We start from the raw sequence: 19,335 nt of genomic DNA on the forward strand, positions 1-19,335 counted from the left end.
GCTAATTAGCCAATATTTCTTAGGGGAGGAAAATCATGCAGTGGAAAGGTAGAAGAGAAAGCTCGAATGTTGAAGATCGAAGGGGCATGGGGGGTAAAACGCTCATTGGCGGGGGGATTGGCGGTATAGTCATCTTTCTTCTCGTGACGCTGCTTGGCGGTAATCCCGGTGACATTTTGAATAACATGACAAATGATACGGGTTCAAATACGAACGCCCCTTATGAGGAAACAGCCAAGGAGAAGGAACTCTCGCAATTTGTTTCTGTAGTCCTTGCAGATACAGAGGATGTATGGACTGAGGTATTCAAGGAGAAAGGGTTAGTTTACGAAAAGCCGACACTCGTATTATATAAAGACAGTGTCCAGTCTGCGTGTGGAACGGCCGGTGCAGCAGTGGGGCCATTTTATTGTCCCGGTGACCATAAGTTATACATTGACCTGAGTTTTTATGATGAGCTCCAGCAAAAATTTCACGCACCAGGGGATTTTGCGATGGCTTATGTCATTGCCCATGAGGTTGGCCACCATGTGCAAACCCTTTTGCATACTGGTGATAAGGCCACGGCGGCTCAACGGCACAGCAATGAGTATTCAGTACGGTTTGAATTGCAGGCCGACTATTTAGCTGGTGTATGGGCCAAGCATGCCCAGGGAAAGGGATATCTCGAAAAGGGGGATCTGGAAGAAGCGTTGAATGCAGCAAATGCTGTCGGTGATGATAACATCCAAAAAAAGGCGCAGGGATATGTTGTTCCGGAAAGCTTCACACATGGTACTTCAGAACAGAGAAAGCGCTGGTTTAATAAAGGATTTGAAAACGGAACGATAGAAGGAGGAGACACCTTTAAGGCAGCCAATCTTTAAGATTATATTTTAAATAGATAAAAAGAAGAGGAGGAGCCGAATGATGCGGTTCCTCCTCTTTCTTACCACTCTCTTGGCTGGTAGTTTAGGTCTTCAAATAATTGATTGCGTTCTTTCTTCGATAAATCTCTCCATTGACCAAGGGGAAGGCTGCCGAGATGAATATTCATGATGCGCGTTCGCTGAAGCCTCATCACATCATATCCTAGTGCAGCACACATTCGGCGGATCTGACGGTTTAATCCTTGTGTCAAAGTGATTTGAAAAACATATTTGGAAAGCTGTTCGACTTTGCAGGGCAGCGTTTTTGTATCCAAAATTTCTACTCCGGCTGCCATTCGCTTTAAAAACTCCTGAGTAATTGGCTTGTCTACTGTAACGATATATTCTTTTTCATGCTTATTTTCGGCCCTCAATATTTCATTGACGATATCCCCATCGTTTGTTAGAAGTATCAAGCCGTCTGAATCCTTATCCAGCCGCCCGATATGAAAGATTCTTAATGGATGGTTGACCAGGTCAATAATATTTCCTTTTATGTGCCTTTCTGTCGTGCTGGTAATGCCTACGGGTTTATTTAAGGCGATATAGACGTAATCTTTTGAAACCCGGATTGAATTTCCGTTAACCCGAACATCATCACCAGGCTCGACCTGGCTCCCTACTAGTGCTAATTTTCCATTTATCGTAACTTTGCCTTCACTAATTAATTTATCTGCACCGCGCCTGGATGCCATTCCAGATTCAGCGATGAATTTATTTAATCGCAGGTTAACCACATCCTTAAGTGGAGAGTTGTTTTTAATAGAATACCCAACCACAGCCGTATTTTCAATGGCTTTACATAGTGACAGGCACCTGGAAGTTTACTGGAAGGTGCCTGTCACCAAAATTATTATGGAAACGGGTCCGTGTCTGGTTTATGATGAAGATAGAATATTATGAATACAACTAGGTATGGGTGGGAGTCCGTTGTTTCTTTTAGACTACATTGTAAATCTCTCAATTTTTTCATTAATGGTCAGTACACCGTTAGTCATCAGTTCATTCTTTAATCACAGACCGCATAAGCAATTTCAACTTTGGGTCGGCTTATATGGGGGCATCGTTTCCTTCATTCTTGTTTTGTTATCCATTCACCAACAAGGTTATTCCTACGATATAAGGTATGCCCCTGTCATATTAGTTTTTGCTTATTTTGGCCAGCGGCTGGTTTCATTACTGGAGGATTTGCATTGCTCACAAGGCTAATGACGAGCGGCAACTGGATCCCGGCAATTATCGGCTGGGTATTCATTATGGCGGGGTTTTCTGTCATCTACTTGTACCTGAAACCTCTCACACCCGTAAAAAAATGCATCACATTTTTTGCCTCTTATATTTTTATCTATATTATCACTGTTCCGTTCATTTTTAACATTTTTAGAGACAAGCCTTTCTTTCATTTTCAATATTTACTTTTTGTAATGCTAGGTGTAATCATAGGGGGGCTGCTAATCGAGTCCTACGCCAAGCTTTATAGAATCATTACCGAGAGAAAGATAATGGAAAAGACTTTGGAAGCAAGTGAATCGAAATACCGACTAATCGCAGAGAACACGTCCGATCTCATTGTGGTTATGGATAAAAAGCAATCAATTAGCTATTTCTCTCCTTCTCATGAGCAGGTGTTAGGGTACGAGGGCCAGAACTGGAAAACATTGAATTGAGTAAGTTAATTCATCCGGACGATGTCGATATGTTTAAAAATACGATTAAGAGCTTGTTCGAAAATAACGAATCTCAATCGATGGAATTCCGATTCAAACACAAGGAAGGTTTTTGGATTGAATTTGAGTCCCACTGTATGCCTGTCAGGGGAGAAAAAAATTACATAGAGAATACTGTCATTATAAGCAGGGATATTTCAGAGCGGAAAAAAGCGGAAGAATTTCTTTTGCAATCTGAGAAGCTGTCGATTGTCGGAGAGCTGGCAGCCGGGGTAGCACATGAAATTCGGAATCCTCTGACAACCATTAAAGGCTTTGTGCAGCTTTTTAAAAGAGAGGATACTAATTCGATCGTTTTTACGGACCTTCTTCTAAGTGAACTGGAAAGAATTGAGAATATTACTAGCGGGCTGCTCTCTTTGGGTAAACCACAAGCCGTCCAGATGAACCGTTCGGATTTGGGAGAGTTGATTGAAAATACACTGGAGTTACTTTCGCCGCAGGCCAATATGAATGATATCCAATTTAAATTCAGCTCTGCAGAATCTCCATTCTTTATGATATGTGAAAAGAATCAGTTAAAACAGGTTTTCCTGAATATTCTTAAGAACGCTATGGAGGCCATGGATGAAGGCGGAGATATTCAAATTAATCTGCGTAAAGGGGCAGAAGGCGAGTGCATTGTTTCATTTCAGGATCAAGGCTGCGGAATACCAGAAGAACTGCTCCCCCGTTTAGGTGAACCCTTTTATACTCTGAAGGAAAAAGGGACAGGGCTCGGGTTAATGATTTGCCATAAAATTATAAAACAGCATCATGGCAGTATTACCTATCAAAGCAAAGTGAAGGAAGGAACGTTGATTGAAATCAGGCTGCCATTGGTAAGTTAAGAAAATACAAGCTATGAAGCCATCTTCCATAAAATAAAAACAAGGGTGCCCGAGTTGAGTTAGGGCGCCCTTATTTAATTCTCTTTTCGAAAGAAAGCAGAGGATTGAGGCTGATAGGAACGGGATTGGATCAAGGTAATAAATTCTCTGACAGCGTATGGTATATAACGATTTTTTGCCAAAATAACCCCTACCTTCCAAGGGATATAATGTGTCAAGGAAACCGTTTGTATATTCCCTCCCTTGACCCTTTCACAAATGGATTTAGGGAAAAAGGTCACTCCAAGATTTTTTGCCACCATTTCCGCCATAAAGTCCCATTGCGAGCTTTCATAAGCAATATGAGGTTCAAATCCCGCCCGGATACATTCCTCCCGCATCAGCTGGTGCAGGGCAAATTCCTTCGTAAACAAGATAAAGTTGTCCTTGCTCAGCTCGGAAAGTGAAACTTCTGACTTATCGGCAGCAGGATGTGAAGCATTGGCCAGCAGCATCATTTCTTCCTCAATAAACGGAACTGCCTCGAATTTTTCTTCATCAACCGGTAAAACCACTACACCGAAATCAACTTCTCCATCTATGACTTTTTGTTCAATTTTCCTGGCTCCATCCTCTACCAGCTGGATAACAATCTCAGGATATAGTTCATGATAATCAGCCAGAATGCCAGGGAAAAACAAGGTGCCAATTACAGGAGGCAGGCCGATTGTTACCTTCCCTTTTTTCAAATTCATCAAATCGTATAGAGAAACGGATAGGTCATTTAAGCCGTTTAGTATCTTTTTAGCCTGTTCGTATACAATTTTGCCGGCATCCGTCAATTCTATTTGTCTTGCACCACGGTCAAACAGGATGACATCAAGTTCTTCTTCCAAGCTTTTAACCATTTTACTAAGAGTGGGCTGGGAAAGGTGGATTTCCTGTGAAGCCTTAGTGAAGCTTTTACTTCTAGCTACCTCTAAAAAGTAGCTTAACTGGCGAATATCCATTCTTTTTTCTCCTATTACTATTTTGCATAGTATCTATAGTATTAATTCATTTTACCTATTCATACATGAGGAGTAAACTTTTCTTTGTTGTTTTTTTTTTGAATGTTTAACGAACAACGGGGATGTGTCAAAAGAAGCGAATTATACTTCTTAATTTTTGTTTAACACGAAGGGGGGCATGAAAATGCTGAGTATAGCAGTAGGCTTAGTTTTGCTTATGGTTTTAGCCTATATGGGATGGTCCATTATATGGATTGCACCGATCGTCGCTGGAATTGTGGCTTTATTGAGCGGCCTGGATTTAATGGATACCTATACGGGAACATATATGACAGGGTTTGTTGAATTCGCAAAAAAATGGTTCCCGATCTTTTTATTGGGTGCTGTTTTTGGAAAGCTGATGGAAGATACGGGTGCTGCCAAGGCGGTTGCCTATCAAATCACTAAGTTTATAGGGAAAAAACGTGCCATTTTAGGTGTGTTGGCAGCATCGGCCATTTTAACATATGGCGGTGTAAGCCTTTTTGTTGTTGTTTTTGCCATTTATCCAATCGCACTTGCTTTATTTAAGGAAGCAAATATTTCAAGAAAACTGATTGCACCAACGATCGTGTTAGGGGCATTCACATTTACAATGACGGCAGTGCCTGGCACACCGCAGATTCAGAACTTGATTCCTATGGCTTCTTTTAAAACAACGCCAATGGCCGGTTCTGTAATGGGAATTGCGGCAACGATTGTAATGGCAGTTGGTGGGTATTTCTGGTTAGCTTTCAGGGAGAAAAAAATGACTGCAGCCGGAGATACATTTAAGAATTTAGAAACAATGGAAGAGAGCGCTACATCTGAATCAGATAATCTGCCCAATTGGCTGTTATCTTTAGTGCCGCTTTTGCTGGTAGTTGTTTTACTGGATGTTGTGAAGCTGGAAGCAATCCCATCTCTATTGGCAGGAATTGCAGCCATCATTCTCATAAACATCAGGCAGTATAAAAAGTTTATTCCATCTATCAATGAAGGGGCAAAGGGTTCAGTATTGGCCATTATTAACACAAGCGCCGCAGTCGGATTTGGCGCCGTTGTTACGGCAGTGCCTGATTTTAAACATATTACCCAAATGCTGTTGGGTATTTCCAGCAATCCTCTCGTATCAGAATCATTAATTGTTCAGATTCTTGCAATGATAACCGGTTCTGCATCAGGGGGAATGGGAATTGCCCTCCAGGCATTAGGAAAAACGTATTACGGACTAGCTCAAACAACGGGAATTGATCCTGAAGCATTTCACCGAATGGCTTCCATTGCTTCGGGTGCATCAATCTTGCCGCATAACGGAGCATTATTGACACTATTGGCAGTTACAAAGGTGACGCATAAGGATTGTTATAAGGATGTTTTTATGGTTGGTCTCGTTATTCCCACAATTGCGATGATTGTTGGGATATTGATGGCTTGGATTGGCCTGATTTAACAAATTAAAGGAGTGGATAAACATGGTCGAAAATAAAGTGGTTGTCATTACTGGATCTGCAAGCGGAATTGGATTTGAAATAGGTAAAACTTTCGCAGAAAATGGAAGTAAAGTTGTCCTGACAGATTTGAACGCAGAAGGCGTAGAGAACGCTGCAGAAGAGCTTCGGAAGCTTGGATTCGAAGCAATTGGACTTAAAGCGGATGTTACGAGTGAAGAAGATATCAAAAATATGATTGAGACAGCACATAAAAAATATGGCCGTGTCGATGTGCTGATTAACAATGCGGGCTTGCAGCACGTTTCTCCTATTGAAGAATTTCCTACAGCGAAATTTGAGTTAATGATTAAGATTATGCTGACTGCACCATTCATTGCAACAAAATATGCATTTCCTATAATGAAAGAGCAAGGCTTTGGACGTATCATCAATATTGCTTCCATTAATGGATTAGTAGGCTTTGCAGGAAAAGCTGCTTATAACAGTGCAAAACACGGCGTTATCGGCCTGACTAAGGTTGCTGCCTTGGAATCTGCACCATTTGGTGTTACGGTTAATGCGCTTTGCCCTGGTTATGTGGATACACCACTAGTACGTGGCCAGCTTCAGGATATTGCTACGACAAGAAATGTACCTTTAGACAAGGTCCTTGAAGAAGTCATTTATCCATTAGTTCCTCAAAAACGTTTATTAGATGTAAGTGAAATCGCAGATTATGCGATGTTCCTAGCAAGTGATAAATCGAAAAGTGTAACAGGACAGGCGATTGTCATCGATGGCGGTTACACAGCTCAGTAATGTAATAGGCAAAATACTAAGGGGTGCTGAATCGTAAAGATTCGGCACTTCTTCTCTTTTTGCTGCAAACGAGAATGGTAATGCAAAACATTCCAGACATTGAGAAACATTCAATTATATGGGTTTACTGCTAATAATTATTATCTATTCCATACTCTAAATTAGTAGTAAAATTCTAGGGTTGATTGATTGTATTAGTCAATCTGCCAATTATTTTAAAGAGAATAGGGGATTGGAAATTGCTAAAAAAGAAATTTTATCAAGTTTCTGTATCTATTATTGCTGCAATGGTGGTTTTAAGTAATATCAGCTTAATGCCATCAACAGCGAAGGCATATACGTCCAATGACGAATTGGACAACCGTGTTATTTTTCAAAGCTTCAGTCTTTTCCAGCCATATGAAAGCAATATGTATAATGAGCTTGCTGCTAAAGGCGATTTGTTGAATGAATGGGGAGTAACCGATATTTGGCTGCCACCTGCCTATCGTTCATTTAGCATGGCGCGTTATATGGAAGGTTACGCAATGACTGACCGGTATGATTTAGGAGAGTTCCCACAGGGTCCTAATAATACTAAAGCAACCAAATATGGTACTAGTGATGAACTGAAGGACATGATTAACACACTTCATACAAAAGGCTTGAAGCTTCAATTGGATTTAGTTCCAAATCAAATGCTTGGACTAAGCGGCCGTGAAGCAGTCTCTGTAAAGCGTGTTGACAGTGCAGGGAATTTATTTAAAAACCCATATACTTCTGGTATGACAACAAACACCACTGGAGATATGTATTTAGCCTATACCAAGGGCGGCGGCAGGGACAGGCAAAATACGGTTATATTAAGGAATGGAATAAAGATTACTTTAATGGTACTTCACTGCAAGGCCAAGGGTTAAGCCGAATTATGACGGATGAAAATGGTAAGGCTTACCGTTATTACGGACCAGGAAACGCAAACAACTATTTGCCTGAATGGTTGGAAGAAGCGGCAAGTGTAAACAAAATCAATACAGTGGACAGTTATTTATCAGTAGACGGCTGGTACGCAGCTAAAAATGCAGCTACTTCTGATGATTTCTGGAAACCAATGCTGATTAATTATGCTAATGATAAAGGCTATTTAACATACATGAGCCAAAATGGCTATCCGTCTGTAGATGATATTATCAATGGCAACAATGGTGATATTGCAGCAAAAACAGATGCATATATTAAAACACAATCAGCCTATGGCTACGGTTCTGAAGAAAAATCATTGCAAAATGATAATTCCGGAATCGATGTACAGGATCAATTCTTATTCGTTAATGAAGACGGAACACCTAAGCACTCTATTAATCATTCAATCGATAACAATACTGAATTCCTTGTAGGATTGGATATTGATAACTCAAATCCAACGGTTCAAAAAGAACAAATAAACTGGATGAACTGGCTGCTTGATACTTATAAATTTGATGGTTTTAGAATTGATGCTGCCAGCCACTATGACAAACAGGTATTGCTTGACGAAATGCAAGTTATGAAACAGCATTTTGGCAGCGACTTGAACAATCATTTAAGCTATATTGAGTCTTATTCAGGTGCACAGGTTCCGTTTGAAAAAGCAAACGATTATGGCCAGCTATCAATGGATTCAGGCTTATATTACACTTTCCAAAATGCACTGGGCAAGAATACGAACAACCAGGCGCTATGGACACTTGCAACCAACTCAATGGTCAACAGAATGGCCTTGGGCAAGCAACTGCTACACCGAACTGGTCTTTTACAAATAACCACGACCAGGAGAAAAATCGTATTAATCAAATCATGATTGATTTGTATGGCATTAAGCCAAACCAACAGTACGGAACGAGCACGCCACCTAAATCATTTGAAGAGCAATATGATAAAGCGACTGAAAAGAAAGCATTGGAAATTTATAATGCGGACATGGAAAAAACAGATAAACAGTATGCGCCGCATAACGTCGTAAGCCAATATGCTTATCAGTTAACGAATAAAGATACGGTTCCAATGATTTATTATGGTGATATGTTCAAAACAGACGCTTCTTATATGAAGGAGCAAACGGTTTATTATGAACCAATTGAAAAGCTTTTAAAAGTTAGAAAAGGGTATGCGTATGGCAAACAAAATGTAACATCCTATAAAACGAATACATCGCCAACCGTTGCGGGTAAAGACTTAATCTCGAGCGTGAGATACGGTAAAGACCGCAATACTGGTGTTGCGACGGTAATCGGCAGTAATTCAAAGACGAATACAACGGTTAACGTGGATATGGGTTCTGCGCACGCAAACCAGGTATTCGTGGATGCAACTGGTTTTAACTCTCAGAAACTGGTTACGGATAATAAGGGTACGTTAACGATTAATGTAAAAGGCACAAAGAATCCTCAGGTGAATGGATATTTAGGTGTCTGGATCCCGACAAAGGATAAAGCTCCTGCGATTGCACCGCAAAAAATTGCGGTTTATCAAGGTAAGAGGGCTACATTAAAGCCGCAATTGGTGAGTTCTAACTCCAAGCTTGCTTCAGTGACTTACACCTCTTCGAAAAAGAGAGAGCTACTGTAGACAGCATGGGTGTTGTTCGCGGAAGAGTGGCTGGAACGGCTGTAATCACTGAAACGGTTACAACAAATGATAATTTTGTTCTTTACACCACAGTACCGGTTGAAGTAAAAGTAAATACAGTGACACTTAATGCGAACGGTGCAACATTAAAAAGAAGCAAAACGAGATTTATTTCTGTGAAGTCTGCTTCTGACAAAATTAAATCAGTCACTTATGCTTCTTCAAATAAGCGATATGCGACTGTCGACAGCAAAGGGCGTGTAAAAGCTGTCAGATACGGAAAAGCAACCATTACAGCCAGCTACAAAACACAAGGCGGCTACGTTGTCATCAAGAAATTTGCAGTAACAATTAAAAAGTAATACAAAGGGTGACAGGCACCTTCCAAATTATTGGAAGGTGCCTGTCACCCTCTTTTTTTAAGAGGAAAATGAAGCCGTTTTGTTGAACCTTTTAAAAACGATATTTTTTGAAGGGAGAAAGCTATGAGGCAAATTATTGCACTTGGCGGCGGAGGTTTCTCTATGGAGCCAGAAAATCCAATATTAGATCAATATATTCTTAGCCAGTCGGATAAAGTCAGGCCAGCATTTGTTTTATTCCTACTGCCAGTGGCGATTCCGATAATTATATCTCCAGGTTTTATCGTTTTTTTGAAAATCAAGAATGTACACCCTCTCACTTATCTCTCTTCAGCCGCCAACAAGGGATTTGGAAGGCTTTATCCTGGAAAAGGATATTATTTATGTTGGCGGGGGAAGTACAAAGAATTTATTGGCTCTTTGGAAGGAATGGGGCTTGGATACTATTTTAAGAAAAGCATGGAATAAGGGGATCATTTTAGCCGGAATAAGTGCAGGTTCGCTATGCTGGTTTGAAGAAGGCGTTACAGATTCCTATGGAGATGAATTAGAGCCAATAAAGTGCCTTGGCTTTTTGAAAGGAAGCAATTGCCCGCATTACGATGGAGAAATAAAGAGGCGGCCAGTTTTTCAAAAGCTAATTCTTGCTGGAAATTTAAAAGAGGGAATTGCGGCAGATGATGGTGCTGCGATTCATTTTATTGATCAGGAGATAAGCAGAATTGTAACTTCAAGGCCGGGCGCAAAGGCGTACCGAGTTGCTACCTCTGATAACCAGATTATCGAGACAATTATAGGGTGACAGGCACCTTCCAAATTCCTGGAAGGTGCCTGTCACCCATCCATAGGGGGTGGGAGAAGTGAGAATTGGGAAGTTTAGTGAGACTAATGGGCTGAGCATTGATACGATCCGGCACTATATGGAGCTTGGGTTAATCATTCCTGAAAAGAAGGGTGGGCAATACTTTTTTGATCCACGCTGCCAAAGGGATTTGGAGCATATCCTTGAATTTAAAGGGATGGGCTTTAGCTTAAATGAAATTAAAACAATTTTCCTATATAAAAATTTCGGCAAATTAACCTCGTATGAAGAGGATAAATACTATCAATCGCTGTTCTTCGATAAATATAAGAAGCTGGAGAAGGAAATACAGAGTTTAGTTCAGATTAAGGAGAAGCTTAAGCTGAAACTGGAGGATATCTCTGCGAAATCAACCGCATCAGGATCCATATCAGGGATTGATTTAAAGGCATTGGACATGCTGAGATGCCTGAAATGTCACGAAAAGCTCACTCTTCATGACGGAATCATCAGCCGGAACCAGATTATAGAGGGAAAGCTAACCTGTGAATGCGGTGAAGAGTACCTCATTGACTCAGGTATATTAATCGTCGGTAAGCCATTTGAGGCTGCCCCAGACCTTCCGCTCGATCATTATATTTTTGAATATATCCATGTAACCGATCCTGGCTATTTGGAAAATGTCCAGCAGGGTCTGCACTGGGGAAAAAGGAAGCTGGATCAATTGGATTTACATAAAAAAGTTCTGCTTGAACTAGGGACGGGAATTGGTTTTTTTCTGCGTAATATTTATCCGGAGCTACCGGAGGATTGCTTGTATATTGCGGTTGACCGGAGTTTGGAACGGCACCGTTTTTTGAAAAGTCTGCTCGAAAGAAGCGGTGCAAAAGTGAATCTGTTATTTATATGTACCGACTTTTTGGAAATACCAATACAGCAGAAATCCGTTGATATAGTGGTTGATAATGCGGGTACAAGTAATTACAGCTTTGAACACAAAAACTTTTTACTTGATGGTGTGGACTCCCTTATTAAACAGGATTCCTTCTTATTGGGGACCTATCTTGTTTTTAAAAATTTCAGCACCAAAAGCAAGGTTCAAGTGGACTACAGGGATAATTTTATTGACAGTAAAATTCAAAAGAATATTGCCCGATTAAAGTTTATCCCGCTTGACGAGCGGGTCTCAGGCTATATTGATAAGGGAGGAAAATTTGAAAATTTCTTTGTCCCGGGTGAAGCAGTATACTCGTATTCGTTTTTTGGAAAAAGGTAGGGTTAACCCTATCTTTTTTTATTTATTACGTAAAATTTCATGAATTTATCTATTGCAATGGGGTTTAGCCAACCGCTTATCATTCAGTTATAGAAGGTTAAGCTAGGAGGCTTTAACGTGGAAGCAGTGCAATTGAGTGTAAAAGGAGAAAAGAATCAGAAGGAAATCAAAAATCTTTTTCTGTTTTCAGCCGGAAAGACCGTTTCCATTTTTGGTACGGCGATTTATAATTTTGCGTTAGGATTGTATGTTTTAAAACTGACGGGTTCAGCATTAAGCTTTGCGGTTACCCTTATCCTGGGAGTTATCCCAATCGTAATCATCAGTCCGTTTGCCGGCGTGATAGCTGATAAATTCAACAAAAAGGCATTGGTGGTCTCAATGGATCTACTGAATGGGATATTGTTGATTTCTGTTTATATTTTAAGTACTTTGTTTGGACTGAATCTGGTGCTCATTTATATAACTACCTTCCTACTGACGGTGTTCACCATCTTCTATGGAGTTGGATTGGAAGCAGCAAAGCCCAATATCGTGTCTGATAAAATGCTGATGAATATCAATTCGATTAGTAAAATAATCGATTCTGTCTCCTCCATACTTGGCCGATGTTAGGCGGGCTGGTATTCGCCATCTTTGATATCAGGACCTTCATTATTATCAATGGAATATCCTTTTTACTATCCGGGTTATCAGCCATGCTTATCGATTTTAAGCTAAATATGCAAAAAAACACTGCCAGCCCAAAAGGCGGAAAAATTAACTTTTTCCAGGATATAAGAGAAGGGTTCCAATATTTATCGCAAAGAAAGAGTATTATGAATTTATTTGTCATCTTGATTTCAATAAATTTTTTTCTTGGCTTTGGATTGTCAGTTCCTCTCCCGTATATGCTGAATACAGTCCTCAAGTTAGGTTCAAGGGATTATGGCATTATCCAGGGTGCCTTCCCACTGGGGATGATCATCGGGGCGCTCTTTGTAAAAAAAATATCAGCTAAGATAAACTATCCGACCCTACTTAACTATTTATGTCTTTCTATGGCCATAGCAATGATTTTCTCCGGGATCCCTGTCATGATCAAAGGCGCACATTGGGCCATATTCCTTACATCTTATATTATGGGACCGTAATGCTCTCATTTGGCATGATTATCGCGCTAATCGATATTCCGATAGCCTATTTGATGCAAAAAATGATTCCCGATGAATATCGAGGCCGGGTGATGAGTATTAGCATGAGTATTGGAAAAACGATGCTGCCAATAGCGATGCTTGCTTCCGGACTATTATTAAGCCTCATCCCATCCTACATCCTGCCACTTGCAGGCGGCGTGCTCTTTTTCCTGTTTAATTTGCGCTTTTCCAGCAAAACAAACATTGATTTGACTGCAGAAAGTATCAGCTGAAAACTAAGACAAAATCGAAATAAAATAAGCACCCGCCATCATTTAAAGCGGCGGGTGCTTATTAAATTCTAGTAAACTCCTACAGAATCAAAGGCATTATTAACCGTTGTCACTTCGGCTGAGGTTGCACCGTAAAGGTCCTTGGCAGCCTGTACCAGGGCTGCACGTGCCTGGCTGAAATTTGAAGATGAAGTTAAGTATACCGTATTCGCACGGTAGAAGATGGCGCCTAATTTTGTATTGCCAATTCCAGCTACGGTCACACCATAGTGAGTTCCGCCCTGGCTGATAAGATATGCAGCTTTATTGATGATTCCGCTGTTTGTATGGACACCGCCATTATCAGAGGTACCAGTATACCGCTTTGAATAATGGTCAGGGTCGCCATACTTAGTTGGATCGCTCATGGAACGAAGGGCATCGCCAGCTGTATTAGGCGTATAGATATCTTCCCCAATCTCAAAGTCAGGATTTCGGTTATCATAGAATTCTACTAAAGTACCAAAAATATCAGAGATGGCTTCGTTCAATGCCCCAGACTCATTTTGGTAAGTGAGGTTAGAACTTCTTTCCGTTACTGCATGCGTTAGTTCATGTCCGATTACATCCAGACCGCCTGATAACGGAATAAAGGTAGTGCCATCGCCATCACCGTAAACCATCTGTGAACCATTCCAGAACGCATTATTATAGTTTCTAGAGTAATGGACAGTTGATTTTAATGCAGCCCCTGCATTGTCATATGAATTACGATTAAAGACGTTTTTATAATAGTCATAGGTCACGCCAGCATAGTAATGCGCATCAGTGGCAGCATGGTCATACGTTGCATTCAGGTTATTATCGAGGTCCTTCCACAGAGTGCCAGGAAGAGTCGTACGGTTTTTCCCGTCATATGTGAAAATTCCCTGGCCGCGTGTATTATCCTGAAGATAATAATAGCCGCTGGACAATAATGTTTTTAAAGACTTTGTATCACCTAAAACTCCAACTCCCGTCCCAGTTGTATTAGACCCTGTAAGAGTGGCTGGCTGGCTTCCGGCAGTATCAATTGCATTAAATTTATTAACAACTTTCCCTGTTGATGCATCAATAAAATAGTTATAATTGCCTGGCTCAGGACTTAGGAAGTTTAAATTAACATGGTATGCATAGATAGCTTTGTCTCCCGTAGGATAAACGACAAGCTCGGATGTTGGTGCTTGCTCGTACTCCGGCTTGAACCCTAAATCACTCTCAGCCGTTTCAATTGCTTGCTTTTGTGTCTGGCTCTTGGCAAAGCTTTTCAATCCCTTTTTGTCGAGATCAGGTGCCACGAGGCCGCTTACTGCTTCCAGAACGCCATTTTCATCGACCCTTGCGGCCTGAGTTGATCCCCAAACAGGAACACCCTCATAAACCTGCTGCAAGCGGACTACTTCTCCCCCAAGCTGATCTGCCTCTTTTGACTTCACAATAAAAGAATTATAGGCCGACTGGCTTCCTAGTTTGTACTCAGCCTTGTTTTTTTCCAAATAATCAAGGACGATGTCTTTGGCGGATTTAGCAGAAGGACTGGTTAGTTTACCTGCTACGAAATCTGGCGTACCTGTGGATTGGTTAAACTTCTTTGTTTGCGGGGATTTGGATGAATCGGCAAATGCGCTAGCACCAACCATACCGCTGCAGATGAGCCCAACTGATAGAGATAGGGAGACAACTTTTTTCTTCAATAGAATTCCTCCTTGATATTGGTTAATTAGTTAATAGTTTCAAAAAATTTAAAACTATTATTTTACTTATAGCGGAATATTCAGAAGATTACCAATACTATTTAGCGATTTATCAAAATAAAGTGCTAAAGTAGCAGGATAAATCCAAATTTTGGGATTTAAAAGTTGTTAAAGACCCTCTTTTTAAAAGGAAAAAAAGGCTCTTAAAGTCGGGTTTAAAGCATAAGTGATTGGGGTAAGGCCGGATGGTGTACAATAAGAAGAGAAGCAAAAAAATAATGTTAGGATGACACGATGGGAAAGTATGCAGTTCTAAAGGTAAAACAAAAGTTTGAAAATCGTTACAAGAATGGATACCCTCTTATATTTAGGGAAGCGATCGTTAACCCAAATGAAGTGGAAGAAGAGGGGACAATCGTCAAGCTTGCTAATGAACAAGGCAAGTTTATAGCCCAAGGTTACTATGGGAGGCAAAACAAAGGCCTTGGCTGGGTGCTAAGTAAAAATGAGAATGAGAAATTTGATCAAAATTTTTTTAACGATAAAATTAATAAGGCCGTAAAGATAAGGGATTCCTTTTTTCAAAATACAGATACCACTGCTTTTCGTGTGTTTAATGGCGAAGGGGACGGTATAGGCGGGCTGACAATCGACTATTTCGACGGATTCTTCCTAATAAACTGGTACAGCATAGGAATATATGAATTTCGGGACTATATTGTCAATTCGCTCAAGGAATTGGCCATGTGTAAGGGTATTTATCAAAAAAAGCGCTTTGATGTTCAGGGTAAATATATAGAAGAGGATGATTTTGTTGCGGGTGAACGGGCCAGTTTCCTCTCATTGTGAAGGAAAATGGTGTCAGTTTCGCTGTTTATTTGAATGAGAGCGCCATGGTCGGCGTATTCTTGGATCAGCGCGATGTCCGGAGAACGATTCGGGATAAATATGCAAAAGGGAAAACCGTATTAAATACATTTTCCTATACCGGTGCTTTTTCGGTATTTGCCGCATTAGGCGGGGCTGAAACGACCACAAGCGTCGATCTTGCCAATAGAAGCAAAAGCAAAACGATTGAGCAATTCAGCATTAACGGTATTGATTATGAAAGCCAGAATATTATTGTTGAAGACGTTTTTAACTATTTCAAATATGCGGTGAAGAAACAGCTGAAATTTGATATGGTCATCCTCGATCCGCCAAGCTTTGCACGGTCCAAAAAATTTGTTTTTAGTGCAGAAAAGGACTATAAAAACCTTCTGAAAGAGGCGATTGCAATCTCAGCGGATGATGGGGTCATTGTCGCCTCTACCAATTGCAGTTCTTTTGGAATGGAAAAGTTTAAGGGCTTCATCGACTTGGCATTTAAGGAGTCTGGGAAAAGGTATAAACTATTGGAAGAGTTCGCACTGCCAGAGGATTTCAGAACCATAAAAGAGTTTCCGGAAGGTGATTATTTAAAGGTTGTATTTATTCAAAAGTTGAAATAGAGTGACAGGCACCATCCATAAAATGGATGGTGCCTGTCACTCGATAAATGGTTGTGGGACTGAATTATATTTAGCAAAACATGATAGACTATGGCTGATCGAGGGATTTCCCTCGATTTTTTTATTTTAGTTAATGACAAGTGTAAAGACACTTGCTATTATTAAAAAGGATTATTACACAATGACCAATAAAGATAGAAATTGGGTAAAATAAATAAAAGTTTTGGACCGAGGGGGATATTATGAAAAAAAATAGCGAAATTTCTGGCCGTAGGCTGCTCGGTATAGCCGGTCTGGGCTGGATGTTTGACGCAATGGATGTGGGAATGCTGTCGTTTATTATTGCTGCATTGAAGGTCGAATGGAACCTTTCTGTTGAACAGATGGGTTGGATCGGAAGTGTAAACTCAATCGGGATGGCAGTGGGGGCTCTGGTTTTTGGGTTTATGGCTGACCGTACCGGAAGGAAAATGGTCTTTATTATAACCTTATTATTATTTTCAATAGGCAGCGGTGCATCAGCTTTTACAAGCACGCTAGCTGTATTCCTGGTATTCCGCTTCCTAATCGGGATGGCGGAGGTGGAGAATTGCCGGTTGCTTCTACACTTGTTTCTGAAAGTGTACCAGCGGAGAAACGCGGAAGAGTTGTCGTGCTGCTTGAAAGCTTTTGGGCTGGCGGATGGCTGGCTGCCGCACTAATTTCCTATTTTATTATACCTAAGTATGGCTGGCAGACAGCCTTGATCATCAGTGCCCTGCCGGCAATCTATGCTTTATACCTAAGGATGGGACTGCCGGATTCCCCCGCTTTTCAGCGGTAAAGGATAAAAACAGGCTGTCTGTGTTCCAAAGTATTCAGAAGCTTTGGTCGGGAGAATATGCCCGGAGGACAACAATGCTATGGGTCCTATGGTTTTGTGTCGTGTTTTCCTACTACGGCATGTTTTTATGGCTCCCAAGTGTAATGGTCATGAAAGGCTTTAGCATGATTAAAAGCTTTGAGTATGTCTTAATTATGACGCTTGCCCAGCTGCCAGGCTATTTTACAGCGGCATGGTTCATTGAAAAGCTGGGAAGGAAGTTCGTACTGGTTACTTACCTGGTCGGGACTGCTATTAGCGCCTATTTCTTCGGAACGGCGGAATCAATTACAATGCTCGTTGCTTCAGGAATCTTTCTCTCATTTTTCAACCTTGGTGCATGGGGTGCTTTATATGCCTACACGCCAGAACAGTATCCAACCAATATCAGAGGCAGCGGAGCAGGGATGGCAGCGTCCATCGGGCGCATCGGCGGGATTCTTGGCCATTGCTTGTAGGCTATATGGTAACTCAGAAAATAGCGATATCTTCGATTTTCACCATTTTTTGCATCGCCATTCTTGTAGCAGCGATAACTGTTTTCTTGTTAGGAAAAGAAACAAAAAGACAGGAATTAGCTGAGGAATAAGAAAATATAATGATAGGGACAGCCTCTTGGCTGTTCCCTTTTTTACTATAGGGAATCAAAGAAAAACCTTTTTTAATATTAACTGCATCAATATAGTGTTTTCCTGCATGAATTAGTTCATAACTCTTATTTTTAACTGATTTGAAATTATCTTAAAATAACCGGCTAAATAACTGGACGAATAGGAAAATATTATGTACAATATTTTCAGAATATTATCTTTATTTAAAACAGTTCGACATCAAGGTTTTGCCAGTATGAGTTTTGCAAAAAATACTATAAAAACAGGGGGTAAAGCATGGGTAAAAAGAGATTAGCAGGTTTATTTATGTCGTTAATGCTTACAGGAGGAGTCGTTGCGGGATGCAGTTCTGCAACGGGAGGTAAGAGTGATGATGGAAGCACAATTAAAATCGGTGCGAATCTTGAGTTATCCGGAGGAGTTGCTTCCTATGGACAATCGGCTGCTGAAGGGCTTCAGCTGGCGGTTGATGAAATCAATAAAAAGGGTATTGACGGAAAGAAACTAAAGCTTATTAAAGTCGATAACAAATCGGATGCATCCGAGGCAACAAGCGGTGCGCTCAGGCTCATAAGCCAGGATAAAGTGGCAGCAATTGTTGGAGCCGCAACAAGTACAAATACGCTTGCACAGGTACAGGTGGCCACTGACAATAAGGTTGTCCTGCTGACACCGACTGGCACCAATCCAAACATTACAAACAAAGATGGAAAAGTGAATGATTATGTGTTCCGTACATGCTTTATTGACCCATTCCAGGGCACGGTAGCGGCTAATTTTGCCTCAAAGTCGCTGAATGTAAAAAATGCAGCTGTCCTGATTGAAAGCTCAAGCGATTATTCAAAGGGACTGGCATCCGCATTCAAAAAATCCTTTAAGGAAAACGGCGGGAAAATTGTTTCTGAGGAAGCATACGTCACCAAGGATACGGACTTCCATGCCATTTTGACAAAAATTAAATCCTCCAATCCAGAGTTTATTTTCCTGCCTGGATATTATGAAGAAGTAGGCCTGATTGTAAAGCAGGCGCGTGAGCTTGGCATCGATGTTCCAATCATGGGCGGAGATGGCTGGGATTCACCAAAGCTGGTTGAAATCGGCGGCAAGGAAGCTCTAAACAATACGTTTATCACCAACCACTATTCATCAGGAGATAAAGACAAAAAGGTTCAGGACTTTGTTGATGCATTCAAAAAGAAATATAACGGTAAGTCACCGGATGCCTTTAGTGCCCTGGGCTATGATTCAGCTTATTTCCTTGCTGATGCCATTAAGCGCGCAGGCAGCGGAGATCCTGAAAAAATCAAAAAAGCAATGGCTAAAACAGACGGACTTTCCCTTGTTTCAGGAGAAGTGAAGCTTGATAAGAACCATGATCCGATTAAATCGGCTGTCATTCTTGAGTATAAAGACGGCGTACAGACATTCAATTCAAAAGTAAACCCATAAATAAAAATCGCATATCAAAGGGATAGGGAGCAGCCATGTCTCCCTATTCCAAT

At 40.8% G+C, this 19,335-nt stretch carries 13 protein-coding genes and 5 pseudogenes; 15 read left to right on the forward strand and 3 right to left on the reverse strand.

Annotated features, from left to right (window positions below; all coding sequences use genetic code 11):
- Nucleotides 1-35: 35 nt before the first annotated feature.
- A complete protein-coding gene (locus RCG23_RS12210; RefSeq protein WP_308179856.1) occupies nucleotides 36-866 on the forward strand; it encodes a KPN_02809 family neutral zinc metallopeptidase in 831 nt (276 codons plus the stop codon).
- 62 nt (nucleotides 867-928) lie between these two features.
- Here RCG23_RS12210 and rluF read toward each other — a convergent pair whose 3' ends face one another.
- Nucleotides 929-1,645, reverse strand: coding sequence for a 23S rRNA pseudouridine(2604) synthase RluF (rluF, locus tag RCG23_RS12215; RefSeq protein WP_308180046.1), 717 nt, complete (start codon nucleotides 1,643-1,645; stop codon nucleotides 929-931).
- A gap of 193 nt (nucleotides 1,646-1,838) precedes the next feature.
- On the opposite strand from rluF, the gene RCG23_RS12220 reads away from it, so the two are divergent.
- The 3 genes from RCG23_RS12220 to RCG23_RS12230 are packed head-to-tail and all read left to right on the forward strand — an operon-like array spanning nucleotide 1,839 to nucleotide 3,465.
- Nucleotides 1,839-2,117, forward strand: a complete 279-nt coding sequence (locus RCG23_RS12220; RefSeq protein ID WP_308179857.1) for a hypothetical protein — start codon at nucleotides 1,839-1,841, stop codon at nucleotides 2,115-2,117.
- Nucleotides 2,102-2,575, forward strand: a complete 474-nt coding sequence (locus RCG23_RS12225) for a PAS domain S-box protein (protein WP_308179858.1) — start codon at nucleotides 2,102-2,104, stop codon at nucleotides 2,573-2,575. Before RCG23_RS12220 ends, RCG23_RS12225 begins: the two co-directional genes overlap by 16 nt.
- Nucleotides 2,572-3,465 (forward strand): ATP-binding protein, encoded by an 894-nt coding sequence (locus RCG23_RS12230; RefSeq protein WP_308179859.1) that lies wholly within the window; start codon nucleotides 2,572-2,574, stop codon nucleotides 3,463-3,465. The genes RCG23_RS12225 and RCG23_RS12230 overlap by 4 nt, the downstream gene beginning before the upstream one ends.
- A 74-nt stretch (nucleotides 3,466-3,539) precedes the next feature.
- Here the strand turns inward: RCG23_RS12230 and RCG23_RS12235 are convergent, their stop codons facing one another.
- A complete protein-coding gene (locus RCG23_RS12235) occupies nucleotides 3,540-4,454 on the reverse strand; it encodes a LysR family transcriptional regulator (RefSeq protein WP_308179860.1) in 915 nt (304 codons plus the stop codon).
- Nucleotides 4,455-4,638: 184 nt separating this feature from the next.
- On the opposite strand from RCG23_RS12235, the gene RCG23_RS12240 reads away from it, so the two are divergent.
- The 8 genes and pseudogenes from RCG23_RS12240 to RCG23_RS12275 all read left to right on the forward strand — a co-directional run bounded on the left by RCG23_RS12240 (nucleotide 4,639) and on the right by RCG23_RS12275 (nucleotide 13,158).
- On the forward strand, nucleotides 4,639-5,925 hold the full coding sequence (locus RCG23_RS12240; RefSeq protein ID WP_308179861.1) for a GntP family permease: 1,287 nt from the start codon (nucleotides 4,639-4,641) through the stop codon (nucleotides 5,923-5,925).
- Between the two features lie 22 nt (nucleotides 5,926-5,947).
- The gene (locus RCG23_RS12245) at nucleotides 5,948-6,724 is read left to right on the forward strand and encodes a 3-hydroxybutyrate dehydrogenase (RefSeq protein ID WP_308179862.1); all 777 of its coding nucleotides are present in this window, start codon (nucleotides 5,948-5,950) and stop codon (nucleotides 6,722-6,724) included.
- 239 nt (nucleotides 6,725-6,963) lie between these two features.
- Nucleotides 6,964-7,623, forward strand: coding sequence for a glycoside hydrolase family 70 protein (locus RCG23_RS12250; protein ID WP_308179863.1), 660 nt, complete (start codon nucleotides 6,964-6,966; stop codon nucleotides 7,621-7,623).
- A gap of 233 nt (nucleotides 7,624-7,856) precedes the next feature.
- Nucleotides 7,857-9,310 (forward strand): annotated as a pseudogene (locus RCG23_RS12255) (glycoside hydrolase family 70 protein).
- A 5-nt stretch (nucleotides 9,311-9,315) separates the two neighbouring features.
- Nucleotides 9,316-9,672, forward strand: a complete 357-nt coding sequence (locus RCG23_RS12260; RefSeq protein ID WP_308179864.1) for an Ig-like domain-containing protein — start codon at nucleotides 9,316-9,318, stop codon at nucleotides 9,670-9,672.
- A 123-nt stretch (nucleotides 9,673-9,795) separates the two neighbouring features.
- Nucleotides 9,796-10,474, forward strand: a pseudogene (locus RCG23_RS12265) (Type 1 glutamine amidotransferase-like domain-containing protein).
- Nucleotides 10,475-10,532: 58 nt separating this feature from the next.
- Entirely contained in the window at nucleotides 10,533-11,750 is a 1,218-nt protein-coding gene (locus RCG23_RS12270; RefSeq protein ID WP_308179865.1) for a MerR family transcriptional regulator, read from the forward strand.
- Nucleotides 11,751-11,867: 117 nt separating this feature from the next.
- Nucleotides 11,868-13,158, forward strand: a pseudogene (locus tag RCG23_RS12275) (MFS transporter).
- A 68-nt stretch (nucleotides 13,159-13,226) separates the two neighbouring features.
- Here the strand turns inward: RCG23_RS12275 and RCG23_RS12280 are convergent.
- The gene (locus RCG23_RS12280) at nucleotides 13,227-14,870 is read right to left on the reverse strand and encodes a M4 family metallopeptidase (protein ID WP_308179866.1); all 1,644 of its coding nucleotides are present in this window, start codon (nucleotides 14,868-14,870) and stop codon (nucleotides 13,227-13,229) included.
- A gap of 294 nt (nucleotides 14,871-15,164) precedes the next feature.
- Between RCG23_RS12280 and RCG23_RS12285 the strand changes: the two are divergent.
- From RCG23_RS12285 to RCG23_RS12295, 3 genes and pseudogenes are all read left to right on the forward strand, one after another.
- A pseudogene (locus RCG23_RS12285) lies at nucleotides 15,165-16,360 on the forward strand (class I SAM-dependent rRNA methyltransferase).
- A gap of 242 nt (nucleotides 16,361-16,602) precedes the next feature.
- Nucleotides 16,603-17,811 (forward strand): annotated as a pseudogene (locus tag RCG23_RS12290) (MFS transporter).
- Between the two features lie 298 nt (nucleotides 17,812-18,109).
- Nucleotides 18,110-19,282 carry an ABC transporter substrate-binding protein gene (locus RCG23_RS12295; RefSeq protein WP_308179867.1) on the forward strand — a complete coding sequence of 391 codons (1,173 nt, stop codon included), beginning with the start codon at nucleotides 18,110-18,112 and terminating at the stop codon, nucleotides 19,280-19,282.
- Nucleotides 19,283-19,335 lie beyond the last annotated feature (53 nt).

Origin of the sequence: Neobacillus sp. PS3-34, from assembly GCF_030915465.1 — a bacterium.
Classification (GTDB): Bacteria; Bacillota; Bacilli; order Bacillales; family Cytobacillaceae; genus Neobacillus_A.